This is a genomic window from Oleiharenicola lentus (assembly GCF_051660365.1).
In the GTDB taxonomy this organism is placed as follows: domain Bacteria; phylum Verrucomicrobiota; class Verrucomicrobiia; order Opitutales; family Opitutaceae; genus Lacunisphaera; species Lacunisphaera lenta_A.
In genome coordinates this window covers 3,076,168-3,096,111 of the sequence record NZ_JBOZXB010000001.1, presented here as the reverse complement: position 1 = coordinate 3,096,111, position 19,944 = coordinate 3,076,168, and the positions used below count along the sequence as shown (strand labels likewise).

Below are 19,944 nucleotides of genomic sequence, written 5' to 3'. Positions count from 1 at the left end.
TGCAACAGCAAGCGGCTGTTCGTCACAAACTTGTGCTATCAGCCCCTCTGGAGTTGACCGGCTTCGATAACCGGCGCGCTATCGCCAGCCCACACACTCACCCCCCACAAAAATTCATGCTTGTTTCAACTGCCCGTAACCTCGCCGCGCTTTTGCTCGGGGCCGCGATTTTCACTGCACTACCTGCGCAAATCACCACCAGCACCGCCACGGGAACCCAAGGCACCTTCACGGTTTCCAGCACGGACCTTGCAAATGCGGGTCAACCGACCTTCGCCTCTTTGGTGATAAATATTGGCTCCGCGCTGTATGGCTCGAACGTCGCCAAGTTAAATGACGGCACCACCTACGAGGCCGCCGACAATTTAAATACGACACCTACTTTGACCCCCATGGAGGGTTCGATCATTATATTTAAGTTCAACACGTCGATCAACACCCAGGGTTACAACCTGGCCTCCATTGCGGTGCTCACAGGGTCTGGACAAGGTCGCGCCGGCCAAAACTTTGTCGCGTATTGGACTCCAGTCGGCTCAGAGTCTTTCAATCAATTGTTTAGCGTCAATCAACCCACCGGAGATATTGAGATGCGAACCAACACCTTCTTCGACGGAGGAGGCCCACTCGCAACCGGAGTCGGCAGCATGGCATTCGTTTTTCTCAACACAGGGGGCGCTGAAAGCATGTATCGCGAAATCGACATCTTCGGCACCGCCACGGGTGCGGCTCAAGCGATTCCTGAGCCCTCGACTTACGCAACGCTCATCGGCGCGATCTCGCTTGGATTGGTCTGGATGCGTCGCCGCAAGAGCTGAGTTCGGCTAATCTTCAATTTTCAACGCGAGTCCGGGAGCGATCTCCCGACTCGCGTTTTTGTTTTTTCGAAACGGCAGTTTTTATGCGAAGCGATGTCACACTTCGCGCGACTGTCTCGTCCTTGGTAATGAGCCCGGCTTTTCGGGCCGCCTTTATTACCATGAAAACCCGCCTCAATTACATCCAAGCCGCGCCCACGGTGTTCAAAGCCCAACTGGCTCTTTCTAATTTTTCCCACGAGCAGGGGCTTGAGCCTTCGCTCATCGAGCTCGTGAAAATCCGCGCGTCGCAGCTCAACGGCTGCGCCTACTGCCTCGAAATGCACACACGCGAAGCCCGCGCCGCCGGCGAAACGGACACGCGCCTGCACCTGCTCGCCGCCTGGGAGGAGTCGCCGCTCTACACCGATCGCGAACGGGCCGCGCTCGCCTGGACGGAAGCTGTCACGCTGGTCGCCACGTCACGCGTGCCGGATGCCGTTTATGAGAAAGTCCGCGCCCAGTTCAGCGAAGAAGAACTCGTCAAACTCACCCTCGCCATCGCGGTCATCAATTCGTGGAATCGTTTCGCCGTGAGCTTTCGCGCAATTCATCCCCTGCCCGCCAAAAATTAACCCCCGCATCTCACCATGGTGCAAACCCGCCAGTCCGATTTCGCCGACAGCTTCGAGCCGCATCGCGCGCACTTGATGGCGGTCGCATATCGCTTTTTGGGCACAGTGTCCGAAGCCGAGGACATCGTGCAGGAAACGTATCTGCGCTGGGCGGGGCGCGCCGAAACCGAGGTGCGCGAGCCCAAAGCCTTTCTCACCCGCATCGCCGCGCGGCTGTGCCTCGACCAGTTAAAATCCGCGCGAGTGCGCCGCGAACGTTACGTCGGTCCGTGGCTGCCTGAGCCGATCGTGCACGCGGCGGGCTTCACGACGTTGTTCGAGGAAAACCAGGCCGACGATATTTCCGTCGCACTCATGCTCGCGTTGGAACGACTCTCGCCGCTCGAGCGCGCGGCATTTGTTCTGCACGACGCATTTGGGCAGACTTTCGCAGAAGTTGCCGTCGCGCTTGACCGTTCGCCGGCCACGTGCCGGCAGCTCGCGACCCGCGCACGGGCGCACCTGCGCGCGGCGCGTCCGCGTTTCATCGTGCCGCCCGGCGAAGGCGAACGCATCGTCGAGGCGTTCATGCGCGCCACGCAGTCGGGCGAACTCACCGCGCTCACCCAACTGCTCACGGCGGACGCCGTGTTGCATTCTGATAGCGGCGGCAAAGTGCGCGCGGCCCGCCGCCACATCCTCGGGGCGGAGCGCATCGCGCGGATGTTTTCGATGCTGCGACGCAAACACGGCCCCGCGCGCAGCGTCGGCCCGGTGCTTGTCAACGGCCGGCCCGGGCTGCTCATGCAGGATGCCGCGGGCATTACCCAGACCCTTGCCTTCGATTTTCGCGACGGGTCCATCACGGCGATCTACCTCGTGCGAAATCCCGAGAAGCTCCGGCACTTGCAAACCGCGTTGGCGTGCTGACCTGCCTTATTTCCGTGAGTTCAACGAGCCGCCGACTAACTGAACGAAGGTCCATCGGTCATGACGACAATTGATCAGGGAACGGTTCACCGATCGCGCTTTTGGCAGCTAGTGATGATTATCGGAGTGATCGCAGCTGGCCTAGCCTCTCGGCGGTTTCCTGGAGTGTTGCCTTCGGTATTTGGGAAATATCCGGGAGACGTGTTGTGGGCGCTCATGGTCTACTTCGGATGGGGTCTGGTATGTTCGAAAGCGACGATCAGTAAGATCACAGGGCTAACGGCCGCGACCTGTCTCGCGATCGAATTTTTAAAACTATATCAGGCCACGTGGCTCGTGCAGGTGCGGCACACCACTTTTGGGCATTTGATTTTCGGCCATGTATTCTCCTGGCAAAATCTCGCGGCTTACAGCTTCGGCGTGATACTGGGCGTGTGCGTCGAATTTTTTGGCCCGCTGAAAAACAAAAAAGCCCGCGCTCAGTGAAGAACGCGGGCTCTGTTTCGAAACCGACGGGCGAGCGTGTGACTTTCGTCCGGACTCAACCCGCCGACTTCAAAGTGTGAAGATGAAACAACGAGAAGCTTACCACTTCTTGTCTTTCTTCATCTGTTTATGGGCATCCTTGAACTCGTCTTTGCTAAGCGAGCCATCGGCATCTTTGTCAGCAGCAGTGAACATCGCTTCGGACCCGGCGACATGTTCGGATTGTGAGAGCTGCCCGTCGCCGTTGCTATCGATGGCCGCGATCTTTTGCGAAGCAGACATTTCTTTTTTGTCGGCTTTTTTGCCTTCGCCAGCCCACGCGGCATCCATTTCCGCCGAGGTGACGTTACCGTCCATGTTGGTATCCAATTTGCTGAACATCGTCTGCGCACCGGCTGTATGCTCGGAGCGGGAAATCATGCCGTCGCTGTTGGTGTCCATCATCTTGAACTTGTCATCCGGATCGTGACCGCCGGCGAACGCCGAGACAGATCCGAGCGCGAGACCACACATGAGAGCGAGAGGAGTTTTCATCGATTTCATAACTAATCCTTTTGTTGAGGTTTCAGTTTTCGTTACGGGAAGTCTGACGCCATAACTTAGCCGCGGTTCGTTTTTTCACCACGGGGCCGGTCCCGTCGGAGGGCATCGGGCGTTTGCCCCATCCCGGTTTCGCGCACGGCGGCGCGGTAAAGTGCGATTGTGTTTTCATTGCCCGCTGCAATATTCGCCGCATGCGAAATCGTGTTTTCTCGTCGGCGCTGGCCATGGGGCTGGCGGTTATTTTTTCGTTCAATGATGTCAGCGCCGCTGAGCCGGAAAATCTCTACACGCTCAAGCAGGAGATTAACACCTACGTCGATTCCGGCGAATACACGCGTGATCTCGAGAAGGTTTCCGCCAGCGCGCACAAGTATCTCGTTAAGCGCATCGCGAAAGGCGCACCTGCCGGCAAGAAGCTCGCGATCATTTTCGACATTGACGAGACGACTTTGAGCAACATCGGGCACATCCGCACCAACGACTACGGTTACCTGCCACCGATTTGGGACACGTGGGTCGCCGAAGGCACCGCGCCCGCGATTCCTTCCGTGAAAAAAATCTACGATGCCGCCGTGGAAGGAAAAGTGACGGTGTTTTTCATCACCGGGCGGAAAGAGAGCGATCGCCGCGGCACGGCGAAAAACCTGCACGAAGCAGGCTACGCCACATGGGAAAAAGTTTATTACAAACCCAACGACGAAAAGAGCACCGCACGCGCTTTCAAGACGCGCGTGCGTGGCGAAATCGAAGCGGAAGGTTACGTGATCATCGCAAACCTCGGCGACCAGGTGAGCGATCTGGAAGGTGGCCACGCGGAAAAAACGTTCAAGCTCCCCAACCCGTTTTATATCGCCAACTGATCACGAGCTTTGCGCGAGCCATTGCGGAGGCCGGCTTGAGGAAGGGCGTTATTGGTGTGCGCTTACTACGCACGATCCGCCTCACGCCTCGAATTTTAAATATAGCAGGGACGGCACGACTCGGTGACCAACCCGTAATTGCCGCGCAGCAATTCTACCGCAGCATGCCGCCCCTGCTAAAATTGATTTAGAGCTGCTGAAAGTTGCCCGGCACCATTGGAAAAATCGGATGGCCCAAGCGTTTCGAACTCACCCGCTCCAACGTGAGCGCCACGGTGTAATTGTGGGCGACGAAGCGCAGGAATTCCTGGCGCGGGATACACAAGCAACGCGTGCCTTTGCCCGCCACGACTTGGGCGGTCGTATTGCTGTTTTGCAGCAACCCGATTTCGCCAAAGAAATTTCCGGCACGAATCGTCCCGACCTGCCGCCCTTTCGTGCTCATTATCCGGGCCTCTCCTTCGAAAATGATGAAGAAGCTTTCGCTGTAGTAGCCCTGGTTCAAGATCGTCTCGCCTTCGCGATAATCGAGCAGGCGCGATAATTCCGAGAAACGCTGGATCGCTTGCACATGCCAGTTTTGACAAAGGCTGATGCGCGAGAGGAACGGCAGCTTCTGCACTGGATTCGCGATGTCGATCGGGCCGAGCGGCGAGAGAATCATGTCCTTCGCTTGGTCCCAACTCACTTGCAGCAGCACGACTGGCGTCAGCGTGCGGTAGAGAAACACCGGATTTTTCGGATCGGCGACCGCATGCAGGCCGACGATGTCGTTTTCACACAGCACGTGGGAAAGTTCGCGGCGGCCGCTCGCGAGGCGACGGTAAACGCCCACCTTGCCCGATCGAATCAGCGACACGTTGACTGTCGGATCATCGAAGCTTTGTAGCGTCTTCCAAGCCCGTGCCGAAACCGGCGTGAGTGCATGCGCGAGCATCGCCTGCGACGGCGGCGAGAGCAAACGCAGCAGCGGCGAGCGCACCACCGCGCGCAGACGCTCCGCTTCATCATTGGCGAAACGCGCCTTGCCGAACCAGCGGGCCCACCATTGGCGCATGGTGTCGCGGCGAGCGAAGGCCCGCTCGCGTGCGAAAAGATAAAATTCCCCGCAAAGGTAAATCGCACCGAGCAGCGCGAGCGACGCTACGACGGCGAGGCCAATGGTCGGGCCGTGCTCTTCCCAGAAGACAGGTTTCCAAGGCGGCACTTCCGTGGAAGCACCGATGAGGTAGGTCACCGCAATAATCCAACCGACACCGTAACCGACTTGCAGCCACGTGCTGGAATTGCGCAATGACCGCAGGAGTAGCTTCACGCGCATACGCGCCGTTTTGTTGGGCGGGAAAATATAATCGTGCTCCGCATCGCTCAGGCGTTTACCAAAGCTGACGCGCATCATGCGGTTAATGACTCCGCTAAAAATCGGTCGCAGGTGGAAAAGCAACCCGAGCATCGGCAGGAAACCCCACGAGGAGCGATACCATGAAAGGAGCGCGGTCGTCAGCGCGAGAATCGCGAGCGGCGCGACGGCCACCCGCCGGTAATCCGCCGGCGAAATCATGCACGCGTCCTTCAGGTTGACGAAAATCTTGCGCGACACATACACCTCGCCTCCGGCTCCGCGCAGCAATGTCGCCGCCAACGCCGCACCGACAAAGGCTTTGACCACCAGCACGCCCAAGCCGATCGCCACCGCCTCGACGGTATTGGGAATCGCGGGCGGGCGCCACAGAACGAAGGCGCAGCTCACCAGAAAAATCGCCCAGAGCAATGAGCCCACCATCACGGGACGAACGGACACCGGCCAGTTGACCACTGGGTTTGGCGACGGTGTCTGGCGCGGTTCGATCAGGATGCGTGCCTCGATCGCCTTCAGCATGAGTTCGTAGAATTCGCCGAGCGCGGGACAGGTGCGATCTTCGATGATTTCCTGAAGCAACGCCGGCACGGTGCGCGGCTCGATAAATCTTTCCAGAATCGCCCACTGCTTGCGCGTCACTTTCAGGTAGGTGGCCTCGGGAATATTCTTCAGCCACAGCACGCCGCCAAACACGGGAGTGCGCTGGAGTTGCGTGGCAAGTTGCCAGCGATTCGCGGTGAGCTTGAGATTGGTTTCCACGTTAACGAATTCGCTTAGTCGCGTTTAAACTCGGCGCGCGCGGTCGCGACGAGTGCGGTGAGATCGCTGATGCGAAACGGCTTGGCGATGTAGGCGATCTCGCGCAACTCGACGGGCCACCACGCGATGTTGTTCAAATGGCCGCTCATGATGGCGAGTTTGCTGCGCTTGAGCATCGCGCTGAGTTTGCGCGCGAGCACGAGGCCGTTCGTCTCAGGCATCATGACATCCGTAAGCACCAACACCGGCTCCGTGGGCCGCTGTTTAATAATCTCCAAAGCTTCCGCTGCCCCGCCCGCCGCCACCACTTGCACTTCGGGCGTCGAAAGCGCGATGAGCAACATGCTGCGAATCGGCTCATCGTCATCGATGACGAGGATCCAGTCGTGCGAGGTCTCCGTGGGAGGCATTGGTGAGGAAGCGCGATGGCGTTAAATGGTTTAAGGGAATCCGAACCCCCTATCGATGTAGGGTTTTAACCCTACAATCAATAGGTAATCAGCCTACAAGTGGTAAACAGAGGTTTTGCGGGGGCGAACTGACTGAAAATCCGAGGCTTGCCGTTGAGCAAAGTGGCAGCTGACACTTTGTTATGCCGCTTTATGCTCTGACGATTTTCACCGGCGCGTTCCTGCTTTTTCTGGTTCAGCCGCTCATCGGTAAATACATTTTGCCTTGGTTTGGCGGCAGTCCGGGGGTTTGGACAACGTGCCTGCTATTTTTCCAAACGTTGCTTCTTGGCGGCTACGCTTACGCTCACCTGACGACCACCAAATTGCGTCCAAAACAGCAAGCAACGCTGCACCTCATCCTGCTCGTCGTGTCCCTCGCGTGGCTGCCAATCATCCCCGGAGCGAGCTGGAAACCGACGGGCGGAGAAGAGCCGACGTTGCGCATCTTGTTTATGCTCCTCGCCTGTCTCGGCATGCCGTATCTCGTGCTGTCGGCGACCGGGCCGCTACTGCAACGCTGGTTTAGCCTCACGCATCCGCACGTGCCACCGTATCGGCTCTATGCATTGTCCAACGTCGGCTCATTGCTCGCGTTGCTCGGTTATCCGTTTGTCTTCGAACCGTTGTTGTCGCGCACCGCGCAAGGTTACGGCTGGTCGGTCGCGTTGGTCGTGTTTGTGGGCTTATGCGGATTCTGCGCCTGGCAGGTGCGCAAGTTACCCGACGCGCCTGTTGCGAATCTCGCCGCGCCTTCAAATGAAACCGGCGACCTGGCCGACGCCGACTCCACGCCGAGCGCGCTCGATAAGTTCATGTGGCTCGCCCTGCCCGCGGTTGCGTCCGTGCTGTTGATGGCGACCACCAACAAACTCTGTCTCGACGTCGCGGTAGTGCCGTTTCTGTGGGTGCTGCCATTGAGCATTTATCTGCTGAGTTTCATTCTGTGTTTCGATCATCCGCGTTGGTATTCGCAGAAACTATTCGGTGCACTCTTCGCCGCGGGCTGCGGCTCCATCGTGTATCTCCTTCACGCGGGCTCGGGCATCCGGCTGCCGGTGCAGGTAAGCGTCTATTCCCTCACGCTGTTCGCTGCGTGCATGATTTGTCACGGCGAACTCTACCGCCTGAAACCCACGCCGAAACACCTCACGAAATTCTATCTCCTCATCGCGGCGGGGGGTGCGTTGGGCGGCCTCGTGGTCGCAGTGATCGCGCCGCTGATTTTTAATGAATACCGCGAACTGCAACTCGGCCTCGGCATCCTCGCCTACCTCACAGGCGTGATCTGCCTGCTTTATCGCAGTCGCTCGCTCGTGCTGGGCATTGCCGCAGGCGTGCTGGGATTGATCGTGCTAATTCCCATTTTGCGCACCGGCTTGAGCAACGACCTCGCGAAATGGTTCGGCCAACTCTACCTCGAAGGGAAATCATTCTACGCCGCGCGCTGGCGAGAAATTCTTGGGATGATCGTCGTGATGATCGTGACGTTGCGGGCGTCACGCGGCTTCCGGCTCAGCCCCGAATGGCGGCGGCGCATGGCGGCGTTTCCCCTCGTGTGCGCGTTGTTGCTGGGGGTGGTTTTCACGATCCAGGCCGCGGAAGATGCGCGCTCGGTCGTGTTGGCGAGCCGTAATTTTTACGGCACGCTGAAACTCCACGAATACAGCGCAGACGAACCCGACTCGCACTACTTGTTGCTCGCGCACGGCGAGACCACGCACGGCTTGCAGTTGCAGGCGTCGGCCTTCGCGTGGCGCACGACGAGTTATTATGGCGCGACCAGCGGCGTGGGCCGCGCGCTCGATCTCCTCAAAGGCCAGCGCCGCATCGGTCTCGTGGGCCTCGGCGTGGGCACGCTCGCCACTTACGGTCAGGAAGGCGACACGCTGCACTTCTACGAAATCAATGCCGACATCGTCTCGCTCGCACGTGAACACTTCACTTACCTCGACCAATCACCCGCGAAAGTGGAAATCGCCCTCGGCGACGCGCGTCTCGTGATGGAGCAGGAACTCGCCCGCGGCGAAAAACAAAACTTCGACCTGCTGGCCCTCGACGCGTTCAGCAGCGACGCGATCCCCGTGCATTTGTTAACGAAGGAAGCCTTCGGCATCTACCTGCAACACATGCGCCCCGGCGGCGTGATCGCGGTGCATATCTCGAATCGTTATCTCGACTTGCGTCCGGTCGTCGAAGCGCTCGCGAAACATTACCAACTCCATTTCGCCACGATCGATGACCAACCCGAACCGGATCAGTGGTGGCTCTACGGCAGCACGTGGGTGCTGCTCAGCACGGATAAAACTTTCCTCGAGCAAAGCGACATCGCCGACTCCGCGCAGGAACCACCCGACGCCACCGCCAACTACGTGCTCTGGACCGACGACCACGCGAGCATGTTGAAAGTGCTGAAATAAAAAACACGGGCACCGTAAGTTGCCCGTGTTGTTGAAACGCAGAATTTAATTCGCCGGCGCGACCGCCGCCGCCGGCTGAGCGGTCACCGGCTTCGGTTGAAACGGCCAGCTCCGCAGCCACCACGACGCCGCGACTCCGAGAACCAGGAGCACGAACAGCGTCGTCCAAATCCGTTTCTGGCGACGCACGGATTTATCCTCGTAAGGATCTTCGAGCGAACGCGTCGAACCCGGCGGAAGCGTAGCCAGATCCGTGAGCGCGGTGCCGAACGGAATGTTGATCTTCACGCGTCCATTGATCGCCCAACCGTTGCCTTCGAGAATCGGGCCGAGCGTGCGCTGACGGAGCTTGAGCCACGCAATAATCATCGAGGGTGCGGAGATCACCAGCATGAGGCCCACGAGCACGAGCGGATATTGCCACGCTTTAAGTTGAAACACGTAACCGAGGATCAAAGTAAACGCGGTGACTGCACCGGAAATGGCCACACCAATCGCGGCGACGGCCCCGACATCGACTTTCTTCGGCGTGGGCGGGGGCACGGGCGCAGCCTTGGTCTTGTCGGCGTTGGCGGCGGCATCGGCCGCGCCGGCGAGCTTCGCATTGGACTCAGCTTCGGCGGCGGCGGCGCGCTTGGCGACCTGCTCCTCGATCATGCGAATGAACTTTTTATACGGCGACCAAAACGCCTGCCGGATGCTGATCGGGTTATCGACGATGCTCGACACCGTCGCATCCCAATCGCGGCCCTTGCGGTCGTAGAAGATACCGTTGCGCCCGACGAAAAGATAATCGCTGTCACCCTGCGTCACGCACGCGGCGATTTTCATCGGCGGCAACCCAACGCGTTTGCAATCGATGTAGGCGATGTAGGCTTTGCTCATCGCCGCGAGTGGACTCACGGCGTCGACGCGCACGCACAGTTCAAGGCTGCGGCTATCGAAATACAACGTGCCCGCTTGAAACACCGCCCAGCGATCCGGTGAATAAAAATCCGCGAAGTTCACGAAATTGTGCAGCAGCGCACGCATGTCGCGATAGTAGTGGGTGAGACGGTCGACATCGCTGATGGCCTTGAATTCCGGCTCAAGCGCTTTGTCTTTCGCGAGCAACGTGGTGAGCACCGCGCGGGCTTTGCTGCTGAGCAACTCCTTCGCGCGCACGAGGCCGAGTTTCTCGACAGAGGTGCCGGCCTTGCCCCCGAGCCACGTTTCGTAAGCAGCGAACTTCGCGTTGAGCTCGCTCCACTCTTTCGCGTTGAGCGACGTTTTCGCCGCTCCAAGCACGGGCGTCACGACCGCCTTGTGCAGCGTCGCCAGCGCGGCGGTCCACGCAGGATTCACGCCTTCGATCAGCGGCAGCACGCCATCCGCGTGAACTTTAGAGAGCGGCAGGCCGGCGACTTCCTCCGCCGTGATCGACAGATCCTTCGCGGCAATCGCGAGGTATTCTTTTTCTTCGCGATTTAGCGCCGCGAGCGCGCGCGCATCGAACGCCGCCAGGCGGCAACGCGCGAAATAGTCTTCCACCTTCGTGCGCACTGCCTTGAGCGCCGCGACGGCGGCATCGGTGGCATCGCCGAGCACCGCAATGTCTTTCGAGGAACTTTGCTGCACCCAATCCAGATACGCCTGCAGCTCGACGAAGAATGCGTCGGCTTTTTCTGCACTCACGCCCGCGACGCCGGAACGGTCCGCGACGCCGCCCACGGTCGCAATGATGTCTTTGATCAGCGCCTGCGCTTCCGGATCGTCGGTGGCTTCGGGCGTAATGACGCCGTCGCCGTTCAGCGGACTCGCGGCAAAAATCTTCGCCGTGTTTGTTGTATCCGCAGGCGAGATCGTCACGGAATCTCTTTTGCCGACGTTAGCGAGAATCTGGCGCGCGGACGCGACCAGCACCTTGCCCTCGGGCGCGGAATCGTTGATCGCGGAAAGTGGCAGCGACTCCGCGCCTTTCAATAAATCACCGGTTTCTTTCAACCGCTCAGCCGCCCACTTGATGGCCGCGAGCAACTCGGGCACGCGAATGCGGCCGTCGTTATCCGTGTCGATCAGTGCGAGCGTTTTTTCATCGAGTTCGATGCCTTTGACCGGACAACCGAGCGCGACCCACAATTTCTGGTCGAGGTGCTCGAGGTTGAGCAGATCCGCACCCGTTTCGAGGGCGACTTGATCGAGTTCGCCCGTGCGAAAGAATTTCCAGTGATGTCCAGCGGGAGTTGAAGCGGCCATGATGAAGTGGGTGTGCGCCTATCACGTCAAACCCGCCTGCAATGGCAATTTCTAAGCTCGGCGCGAAAAGATTACCGGAATTTTTATCCGCCCACCGTGAACCCAATCCCGATTCGCGGGGTCTGAGTAGGCATGAAAACTCTGCTCGTCCCGATCGATTTCTCCACCGTCACCAAAAAAGTCGTGGCCGCGTCGATTGAGTTCGCACGCAGCCTGCGCGGGCGAGTCGTCTTGGTGCATGTCGTGATACCACCGCCACCCGTGACGACTGATTTTTCGCTGCCGGTCGGCACCATGCAGGAGGTCATCCTGATCGGCGAAAAGGTCGCCGCACGCCGCCTCGCTACTCTCGTTAAAAAATTCCGTGCCGCCCGCATCAAAACCGAAGCTCACGTCCTCCAAGGCCCGCCGGGTTACTGTATCGTCGAAGAAGCGAAGCGCACCAAAGCCGACTACATCATCATGGGCTCGCACGGGCACGGCAAACTCTACGACCTCCTCGTCGGCAGCACCGCGAGTAACATTCTAAAACACGCCACCTGTGGCGTCATCGTGCTCCCTCCGATCGAACGCAAAAGCACGCCGTCCACCACCAGGTAGTTTTTAAGCAGCTCGTCCCACCAGTTCAGGCACGAGCGGTTTGTCATATAATATATGACAAACGCGATTGGGTCGGATTGCTGAAATCGCGCGCTCGCGACGCGGTAACAATTCGCGGGTTGACGATACGAAAAGTTAACGTGAGCGGCGGCTTGCCGCGCCATGAAACGCGCTCCATGGTCTACGCGCTTCGCTTCGTTAACCCCTAATCCGTTTCGTTCATGCATTCCGAAATGAACCCTGTTGCCGGCGTCGATCGCCGCACGTTCGTGAAAACTCTCTCCGCTGCCGGACTCGGCATTGCTGCACTCAGTGCAGTGCCTTCGTCCCTGGCGCAGGCCGCCACCGCGCCGCGCCGCCGACGCTATGCCATCGTCGGGCTCGGCTCGCGCTATCGCATGTATCAAAGCGCCATCGAAGGCGCCTACAAGGAGCACGCCGAACTTGTCGCCGTGTGCGATCTCAACGCCGGTCGCGTGAAACTCTCGCAGAAACGCTCCGCTGCCGCCGGCGCAAAAATCCCGGCTGGCTACGCGCACACGGATTTTGAAAAGATGATCCGCGAGACGAAACCAGATTACGTCATCGTCACGACCGTCGATGCCACGCACGACGACTATCTCGTCCGCGCGATGGAACTCGGTTGCGACACGATCACGGAAAAGCCGATGACGACCACGCCGGAGAAATGCCAGCGCATCCTCGATGCCCGCCAGCGCACCGGTAAACAAGTGCGCGTGCTCTTCAATTACCGCTACTCGCCGCCGCGCACCCAGGTGAAGGATATTTTGATGTCCGGCGAAATCGGCGAAGTGCTTTCGGTCGACTTCCACTGGATGCTCAACACGACCCACGGCGCCGATTATTTCCGCCGCTGGCACGGCGAGAAAAAGAATTCCGGCGGCCTTATGATTCATAAAGCCACGCACCATTTCGATCTCGTGAACTGGTGGCTCGGCGCCGTGCCTGTCAGCGTCACCGCGACCGGCAAACGCGAATTCTACACGCCGGCGATGGCCAAACGTTTCGGCCTCCAATCGCATCACGAGCGTTGTCACACCTGCCCTGAGCAAGCCAAGTGCGGTCTCGCGCTAGACTTGAAGGGCAATGCCGAACTCAAGGAAATCTACCTCGATAACGAGAGCTACGACGGCTATTTCCGCGATCAATGCGTCTTTAATCCGCGCATCGACATCGAGGACACGATGAATGTCATCGTCGGCTACGACAACCACGCAACCCTCAGTTATTCTCTCAACGCTTTCAACGCGTGGGAAGGTTACCACATCGCCTTCAATGGCACAAAGGGCCGCCTGGAGCACACCATCGTCGAACAAGTTTACGCCAACGGCACCACGAGTCAGGACTCGCAAGGCGCCATCGCCGACGGCGGCGTGACGACGCGCATTATTCCCCTCCGTGGCGCTCCACGAAAAATCGAAGCCTGGACCGGCACCGGTTCGCACGGCGGCGGCGACAAGGTAATGCTCGACGACATGTTCCTGCCCTCGCCCCCGGCGGACAAATACCAGCGTGCTGCCGACGAACGCGCGGGGGCCAACTCCATGCTCATCGGCGCGGCAGCCAATATTTGTTTCAAAAATGGTCAGCCGGTCGACGTGCAGAAGCTCGTCAAAAATCTCGCTCGCCCCGATTACGCTCCCATGCCCTCACGCACCGGCCCAATCCCAATGCCCGAGCGTGCCAAGATCGTCCGCGGCTGATCGCCGCCTTCCTCTCGTCAGTAGTTACCTCAAACCCGGCCAGCCCAATCAGGTTTGGCTTAACACCTGCTGCCGTCATGATTCCAACCAACCACATGCATCGCGAAATTCATCACTGGCACAGTCCCCGCCTCAACAAGAACATGGAAGTCGCCGTCTACGGCCACTACGGGTTCGCCCTGCTGCTTTTCCCGACCGCCGCCGCCGACTATCTCGAATACGAACGCTTCCACGTCATCAATTCGATCTCGCACTTCATCAACAGCGGTTGGGTGAAAGTATTTTCAATCAACTCGATTAACAACGAGAGCTGGCTCAACAATCGCATGCACCCGCGCGACAAGGCGATCCGGCACCAGCAGTTCAACGCTTACGTCACCGAGGAAGTCATTCCATTCATCCACATGAAATGCGGCGGTCGCGTGCAAACCATCACTGCGGGCGCATCTTTCGGCGCATTACACAGCGCCAACCTGCTGTTCCGCCGCCCGGACTTGATCGACGGCTGCATCGCGATGAGCGGCGCGTATGATTTAAAAGATTACACCGACGGTTACTGGGACGAAGATGTCTATTTCAATTCGCCGATCGACTACCTGAAGAATCTCAACGACGACGGCACGCTCGCGCACCTGCGCGCGAAAAAACACATCCACTTTGTCGGCGGCCAAGGCGCGTATGAAAAGCCGTCTTCTGCAATCGAACTCGGCCACATCCTCACCAGCAAAGGCATCCCTCACACCATCGATCTCTGGGGGCAGGATGTAAATCACGACTGGCTGTGGTGGCGCAAAATGCTCCCGCATTACCTCGGCACGCGGTTTTAAAAAAAGTTTTTCTAAACCACGAAGGACACTAAGTTCACGAAGCAAGGCACCAAGTCAGCCTTCGTGAGATTCGTATCCTTCGTGGTTATTTTTTTGGAGCGTGCGCGCACATTTGCGAAATGAACCGTTCGACATAACCTCTGCATCCACCCACCACTTCCCATGAATCTCCAACTCGAAAATCAACTCGCCCTCGTCTCCGCCTCGACCAAAGGCATCGGTTTCGCCATCGCTCGCTCACTCGCCCGCGAGGGCGCCCGCGTAATCATTAATGGCCGCACAGCCGCGTCTGTCGATGAAGCCACTGCGCGCATCCAGTCCGAAGTGCCCGCCGCCAAGCTCGAAAAATTTCCCGGCGACCTCGCAAATGCCGCCGACGCGCAGAAGCTTTTCGCCGCGTTCCCGCAAGTCGACATCCTCGTCAACAACCTTGGCATCTTCGATCCGAAATCGTTTGCCGAAATCACCGACGCCGAATGGCAACGCTTCTTCGACGTCAATGTGCTGAGCGGCGTTCGGCTCAGTCGCCTCTATTTTGACGGCATGCTGCAACGCAATCGCGGGCGCATCGTTTTCATTTCCAGCGAAAGCGGCATTCAAATTCCCGCTGAAATGATTCACTACGGGATGACAAAAACCGCGCAAATTGCAGTGTCGCGTGGACTCGCCGAACTCACGGTTGGCACCGCCGTCACCGTCAACAGCGTGCTCCCCGGCCCCACGCGCTCTGAAGGCGTTGAGGAATTCGTCGGCAAACTCAGCGGGGGCAAGCCGTTCGCTGAGTTCGAAAAAGAGTTCTTCGAGAAAGTGCGCCCGACTTCGCTCATCAAACGTTTCGAAAGCGTCGACGAGATCGCGAGCGTGGTTACTTTCGTGTGCAGCCCCCTCGCCTCCGGCCTCAACGGTGCCGCGATCCGCGCAGAAGGCGGTTTACTGAAAGGCGCGTTCTAAAAGAGGTCGAGGGCGACCCTCCCAACAATTCCGATCAGTCCCCGAACTTAATGCCCTGTGCGAGCGGGAGCGCGTTTGAATAATTGATCGTGACCGTCTGGCGACGCATGTAGGCCTTCCACGCATCGGAGCCGCTCTCGCGACCGCCACCGGTTTCTTTTTCACCACCAAACGCACCACCAATTTCCGCGCCGCTTGTGCCGATGTTGACGTTGGCGATACCACAATCGCTGCCGCGCGCAGAAAGGAATTTTTCCGCCTCACGCAAATCTGTGGTGAAGATCGCCGAACTGAGGCCCTGCGGCACCGCGTTCTGCATCGCGATCGCATCGTCGAGTTCGCGATAACCCATCACGTAAAGAATCGGCGCAAAGGTTTCGTGCTGCACCACCGGCCAGTCGTTCTGCGCTTCGACGATACACGGTGTTACGTAATTTCCTTTAACAAGTTCGCCCCCGCAGAGCACGTTGCCGCCGAATTTCTTCACCTGCTTCAACGACGCCTGCATCATCGCGACGGCTGCTTCGTCGATCAACGGGCCAATCAGCGTCGTTTTTTCCAGCGGACTCCCAATCGGGAGTTGCGCGTAAGCTGCGACCAGCGACGCCACAAATTCCGCCTTGATCGACTCGTGCACAAAAATCCGCCGCGTGCTCGTGCAACGTTGCCCCGCCGTGCCGACCGCGCCGAACACGATCGCGCGCTTCGCGAGCTTCAAGTCAGCGGACGGCGTCACGATGATCGCGTTATTGCCGCCAAGTTCGAGCAGGCTGCGACCGAAACGTTTTGCAACCACTTCACCGACCCGCTGACCCATTCGCGTCGAACCTGTCGCTGATACCAGCGGGATGCGCCGATCGTTGCTCAGCAACTCTCCGACCGTCTTTCCCTCGCCGATGACGAGCGAGAAAATCGCGGGATCAACACCGTTCGCGCGGCACACCTTCTCGGCGATTTTAATGCACGCGATCGCGATCAGTGGGGTTTTCTCCGACGGTTTCCAGATCGTCGCATCGCCACACACCGCCGCGAGTGCGCTGTTCCATGCCCATACGGCCACGGGAAAATTAAACGCCGATATAATTCCGACCACGCCCAACGGCTGCCACTGCTCCATCATGCGATGGCCCGGGCGCTCCGAAGCAATCGTCAGTCCATGCAGTTGTCGCGAAAGACCGACAGCGAAGTCGCAGATGTCGATCATCTCCTGCACCTCGCCCTCGCCTTCGGATAAAATTTTTCCCGCTTCGAGCGAGACGATTTGGCCGAGTTCGGTTTTCAGTTCGCGCAACGCGTTACCGAGTTGGCGCACCACTTCGCCGCGCTTCGGCGCGGGCAAATCCCGCCACGCAAGAAAAGCCGCCTGCGCGGCCGTCATAGCTTTCTCATAATCCTCCGCCGAAGCCTGCTGCACGCGACCGAGCAGCGAGCCGTCGATGGGCGAGCGTTTTTCCAACACGGCACCGCTGCCGCTCCACGAACCGGAAAACACGCCGGAATTTAGTCCCTTGAGCGAGAGCCCGAGCTTGGGGAAAATTGTTTTTGCTACCAACGAGACGGTAACGGATTGAGGTTTCATAGGCTAATTAAACCACAGATGGACGCAGATGAACTCAGATAAACAAGTCCTGCCCAATATCTGTGTGTATTTGTGTCCATCTGTGGTTGGTAACGATTAATTTCCGTAAACTTTCCCGCCCCACTTCGTCGCGAGGAAGCTTTCGAGCGAAACCGATTCCTGTTTCACGAAGCCCGGGCCGAGTTTCTTTTTCGCGAACAGCTCCAGCACGCCAACGATACCCGCGGCGGTCGTGAGTTGGATGGCGTTGAGTTTGCGGCCGTGAATCACGTCGCCGTGCATTTTCTTGATGAAGCTGCGCTGCTTTAAGCCACCGCCGGCTTCGCTGCCGACTACGCTCACATAAAATACCACGACGTCGGACTCGGTCAGCGGCACTTCCTGATCGAAGATTTGCGTCACGAGTTCCTGGCGTGGCGCGAGATTCAAGTCCTGCAGCAAAAACTTCATCAGGTCGCGATGCCCTGGATAGCGCATCGTTTTGTAATTCAGATCACCCACCTTGCCAGCAAACGTCTGGCACATGGTGGCGACGCCGCCGGACGTGTTGAATGCCTCGTATTCCGTCCCGTCGATCGTGATGCGCTCCACGCCGTCGAGCGGCATCGTGGTCACGAGTTTGCCGCCGTGCAGCGCTTCGCCGACCTGACAGTATTCGTTGATGAGTCCGGCGGTGCTCCAACTCAGATAATATTTCATCTGGTTACTGGCATTGAGCGGCAACGCGCCGACGCGCATCTCGCAGTTCCGCACGAACTGCAACGATGACGCCAGCGAGCCACCGACGATGTTAATCGCACCTGGCGCGAGTCCGCATTGCGGCATGAACGTCGCTTTCGGCGCCTTGGCCGCGAGTTTCTGGATAAACGCGGTCGTCTCGACGTCCTCGGTGAGATCGAAATACGAAACGCCCGCCTTGGCGCAGGCGCTCGCGATCGTCTTGTTCAAAAAATACGGCGCCGCGCTGACCACGGCGTCCACTCCGCCGACAAACGCCGCGAGTTGCGCCGGTTTGTTCACATCGACTTGGACGAACTTCGATTTCTTCAAACCCTTCAAGTCGATGTTTTCGCGCGCATCCGCGAGCGCGATCGTTTTGCAGAATTTGCACGATTCCAACAGCGTGGCGATCGTGCCACCGACCTTACCTGCCCCGACAATGCCGATTTTCATAATTCTACTAGGATAGGGCCCGATCTCCGAGCGGGCCGATTGATTGCGTCAGTTTAGGCGGGTCGCCTCGAGGTCGGCCCCTGCTTCAATTAATTGTTAGTGCGTGGGCTGCACTTCGCGCACGTTGCGCGGGTCGACCGCTGCGATGATCGCGCTGACGGCTTTTTGGTTAAAACCTTTGAAACCGCCTTTGCGCTCAAGGTTTTCCAAGTGGCTGCCAATCGCGCCGTCTTTCACAAAAGTTTCCGCCTGTGCATTCGTAATCATGCCGCGCGTGCGCAGGAATTCGATGCGCTTCGGATCGAGCTTCCAGCGCTCGCCCTCGGTGAAAGCTTGTTTGAGAAACGGGAAATCCGAAAACGGCTTCATCGTAGTGATGCCCTCGGCGGCGAGTTGTTCTTTCAATGCAGGGTGATTGAAGCGCGCTTCCAAGTGGTGCATGCCCGATTGCAGCAGGCTGTCGCCGTGCAAGCCGCACCAGAGACCAATCGTGCGCATGAGCGGGATTTCCTCCAACGGGGCCGCCGCATAATCGATATCGACTTCATTCGGCATCAGATCGACGTCCGCAAACACCACGATGCCGACGGTCGGCGTTTCCATCACCTGCGCGCCCCAGCCCGCCTCCGAACCCGCATAAAAACGCTCACGCTTCGACAAGCCGAAGTTTTCCATGAAAATCACGAGGTCGCGAAAAAATTCCCGTGAGCAGCGGAACGTGTGGTGATCGTGATTTGCCCAACCGAGCCCGAGCAAATCCTGTCGCCGCTTCTGCACGCGTCCGGCGCGATTCTTCAACTCCCAGAAAGCGCGTTCCTCGGCGAAATACAGCTCGCACGCCACATCGACACCGACGAGTTCGATAGATTTTTTCTGCACATCGAAAAGATGCGCGATGCCGTCAGCGTCGTTCTCGAAGTTGCGTTTCCGCGCGCGCCACAGCTCACGCACTTTCAGCACTGCTTCCGAAAATCCCGGCATCGGCTCGTTCAAGAGAAAGCCACGATAACCCAACCGTTCGCACGCGCGCAGCGTCGCGCCGTTTTCTTCACCCACCGTGACGGCACGAAAACGCGCACACGGGGCACCTTCGATTTCGCCGCTTAAGTTGTGTCGCGCCATGAAATCCGCGACCGACTCCGTGCGCAGCAGTAGCGCGATCGGCGCTTCCGCCGCAGGGGAAAGCGTGCAGATCCGCACGCGCGGCAGCATGGCGTGCGGGTGAGCGAGCACGACGATGTGCGGCGGCGCTTCGACATTCTCTGTTAAAAATCCTGCGGCGCGAAACGCAGCTTCGTGGTCTTTCGACACCACAAAGCTATCCGTCCACTCGAAAATTTCCGTGCCCGTTTCTGCGTGCATCCGCTGCGCGAGTTGCGCGGCGAAGCTGTTTTTTGCGAGGAAGGCGTTGATGTAATTCGAGAGCAACGCCTCGGCTTCGTAAGCGAGCGGCCAGTTAAAATTATCGGGTGCGTTCAGCGCGGTCATGGGCGTTCGGGGTTAAATTGGACGAAGAACGCTTATGACATAAGCCTGCGCGCGAAGTTTCTCCAAGCCTCGAATCTCGTTTCGACTCCGCCGAAAGGACGAGTTCGCGCAGATGTGACGCCACCATGACTTCCTTCCTATATCGCCAAGCC

17 protein-coding genes are annotated in these 19,944 nt (G+C 58.6%); 10 read left to right on the top strand and 7 right to left on the bottom strand.

Annotation, left to right across the window (positions count from 1 at the left end):
- The first annotated feature begins 53 nt into the window (after positions 1 to 53).
- From ACRRQW_RS11950 to ACRRQW_RS11935, 4 genes are all read left to right on the top strand, one after another.
- Positions 54 to 815: a PEP-CTERM sorting domain-containing protein gene (locus ACRRQW_RS11950; RefSeq protein WP_438481643.1), complete on the top strand. Its 762-nt coding sequence runs from the start codon at positions 54 to 56 to the stop codon at positions 813 to 815.
- 161 nt (positions 816 to 976) lie between these two features.
- Positions 977 to 1,429, top strand: a complete 453-nt coding sequence (locus tag ACRRQW_RS11945) for a carboxymuconolactone decarboxylase family protein (RefSeq protein ID WP_438481641.1) — start codon at positions 977 to 979, stop codon at positions 1,427 to 1,429.
- A 15-nt stretch (positions 1,430 to 1,444) separates the two neighbouring features.
- Positions 1,445 to 2,338: a sigma-70 family RNA polymerase sigma factor gene (locus ACRRQW_RS11940; RefSeq protein WP_438481639.1), complete on the top strand. Its 894-nt coding sequence runs from the start codon at positions 1,445 to 1,447 to the stop codon at positions 2,336 to 2,338.
- 165 nt (positions 2,339 to 2,503) lie between these two features.
- The gene (locus ACRRQW_RS11935) at positions 2,504 to 2,824 is read left to right on the top strand and encodes a DUF2809 domain-containing protein (RefSeq protein WP_438481637.1); all 321 of its coding nucleotides are present in this window, start codon (positions 2,504 to 2,506) and stop codon (positions 2,822 to 2,824) included.
- A 99-nt stretch (positions 2,825 to 2,923) separates the two neighbouring features.
- On the opposite strand, the gene ACRRQW_RS11930 is transcribed toward ACRRQW_RS11935, so the two are convergent.
- Positions 2,924 to 3,358 (bottom strand): EF-hand domain-containing protein, encoded by a 435-nt coding sequence (locus ACRRQW_RS11930; RefSeq protein ID WP_438481635.1) that lies wholly within the window; start codon positions 3,356 to 3,358, stop codon positions 2,924 to 2,926.
- 200 nt (positions 3,359 to 3,558) lie between these two features.
- On the opposite strand from ACRRQW_RS11930, the gene ACRRQW_RS11925 reads away from it, so the two are divergent.
- Positions 3,559 to 4,227: an HAD family acid phosphatase gene (locus tag ACRRQW_RS11925; protein WP_438481633.1), complete on the top strand. Its 669-nt coding sequence runs from the start codon at positions 3,559 to 3,561 to the stop codon at positions 4,225 to 4,227.
- A 187-nt stretch (positions 4,228 to 4,414) separates the two neighbouring features.
- Here the strand turns inward: ACRRQW_RS11925 and ACRRQW_RS11920 are convergent, their stop codons facing one another.
- On the bottom strand, positions 4,415 to 6,346 hold the full coding sequence (locus ACRRQW_RS11920) for a cyclic nucleotide-binding domain-containing protein (RefSeq protein WP_438481631.1): 1,932 nt from the start codon (positions 6,344 to 6,346) through the stop codon (positions 4,415 to 4,417).
- A 14-nt stretch (positions 6,347 to 6,360) separates the two neighbouring features.
- Positions 6,361 to 6,756 carry a response regulator gene (locus ACRRQW_RS11915; RefSeq protein ID WP_438481629.1) on the bottom strand — a complete coding sequence of 132 codons (396 nt, stop codon included), beginning with the start codon at positions 6,754 to 6,756 and terminating at the stop codon, positions 6,361 to 6,363.
- A 182-nt stretch (positions 6,757 to 6,938) separates the two neighbouring features.
- On the opposite strand from ACRRQW_RS11915, the gene ACRRQW_RS11910 reads away from it, so the two are divergent.
- Positions 6,939 to 9,215: a spermidine synthase gene (locus ACRRQW_RS11910; protein ID WP_438481627.1), complete on the top strand. Its 2,277-nt coding sequence runs from the start codon at positions 6,939 to 6,941 to the stop codon at positions 9,213 to 9,215.
- 45 nt (positions 9,216 to 9,260) lie between these two features.
- On the opposite strand, the gene ACRRQW_RS11905 is transcribed toward ACRRQW_RS11910, so the two are convergent.
- Positions 9,261 to 11,450 carry a hypothetical protein gene (locus tag ACRRQW_RS11905; protein WP_438481625.1) on the bottom strand — a complete coding sequence of 730 codons (2,190 nt, stop codon included), beginning with the start codon at positions 11,448 to 11,450 and terminating at the stop codon, positions 9,261 to 9,263.
- A 132-nt stretch (positions 11,451 to 11,582) separates the two neighbouring features.
- Between ACRRQW_RS11905 and ACRRQW_RS11900 the strand changes: the two genes are divergently transcribed.
- From ACRRQW_RS11900 to ACRRQW_RS11885, 4 genes are all read left to right on the top strand, one after another.
- Positions 11,583 to 12,050, top strand: a complete 468-nt coding sequence (locus ACRRQW_RS11900; RefSeq protein ID WP_438481623.1) for a universal stress protein — start codon at positions 11,583 to 11,585, stop codon at positions 12,048 to 12,050.
- A gap of 221 nt (positions 12,051 to 12,271) precedes the next feature.
- Complete coding sequence (locus ACRRQW_RS11895; protein ID WP_438481621.1) at positions 12,272 to 13,774, top strand: Gfo/Idh/MocA family protein; 1,503 nt, start codon at positions 12,272 to 12,274, stop codon at positions 13,772 to 13,774.
- Positions 13,775 to 13,851: 77 nt separating this feature from the next.
- Positions 13,852 to 14,601: an esterase family protein gene (locus ACRRQW_RS11890; RefSeq protein WP_438481619.1), complete on the top strand. Its 750-nt coding sequence runs from the start codon at positions 13,852 to 13,854 to the stop codon at positions 14,599 to 14,601.
- A gap of 162 nt (positions 14,602 to 14,763) precedes the next feature.
- A complete protein-coding gene (locus ACRRQW_RS11885) occupies positions 14,764 to 15,552 on the top strand; it encodes an SDR family NAD(P)-dependent oxidoreductase (protein WP_438481617.1) in 789 nt (262 codons plus the stop codon).
- Between the two features lie 34 nt (positions 15,553 to 15,586).
- Here the strand turns inward: ACRRQW_RS11885 and amaB are convergent, their stop codons facing one another.
- The 3 genes from amaB to ACRRQW_RS11870 form a co-directional block, all read right to left on the bottom strand.
- Positions 15,587 to 17,131 carry an L-piperidine-6-carboxylate dehydrogenase gene (gene amaB / locus ACRRQW_RS11880; RefSeq protein ID WP_438481615.1) on the bottom strand — a complete coding sequence of 515 codons (1,545 nt, stop codon included), beginning with the start codon at positions 17,129 to 17,131 and terminating at the stop codon, positions 15,587 to 15,589.
- Between the two features lie 96 nt (positions 17,132 to 17,227).
- Entirely contained in the window at positions 17,228 to 18,304 is a 1,077-nt protein-coding gene (locus tag ACRRQW_RS11875) for a saccharopine dehydrogenase NADP-binding domain-containing protein (protein WP_438481613.1), read from the bottom strand.
- A 96-nt stretch (positions 18,305 to 18,400) separates the two neighbouring features.
- Entirely contained in the window at positions 18,401 to 19,792 is a 1,392-nt protein-coding gene (locus tag ACRRQW_RS11870) for a hypothetical protein (RefSeq protein WP_438481611.1), read from the bottom strand.
- Positions 19,793 to 19,944 lie beyond the last annotated feature (152 nt).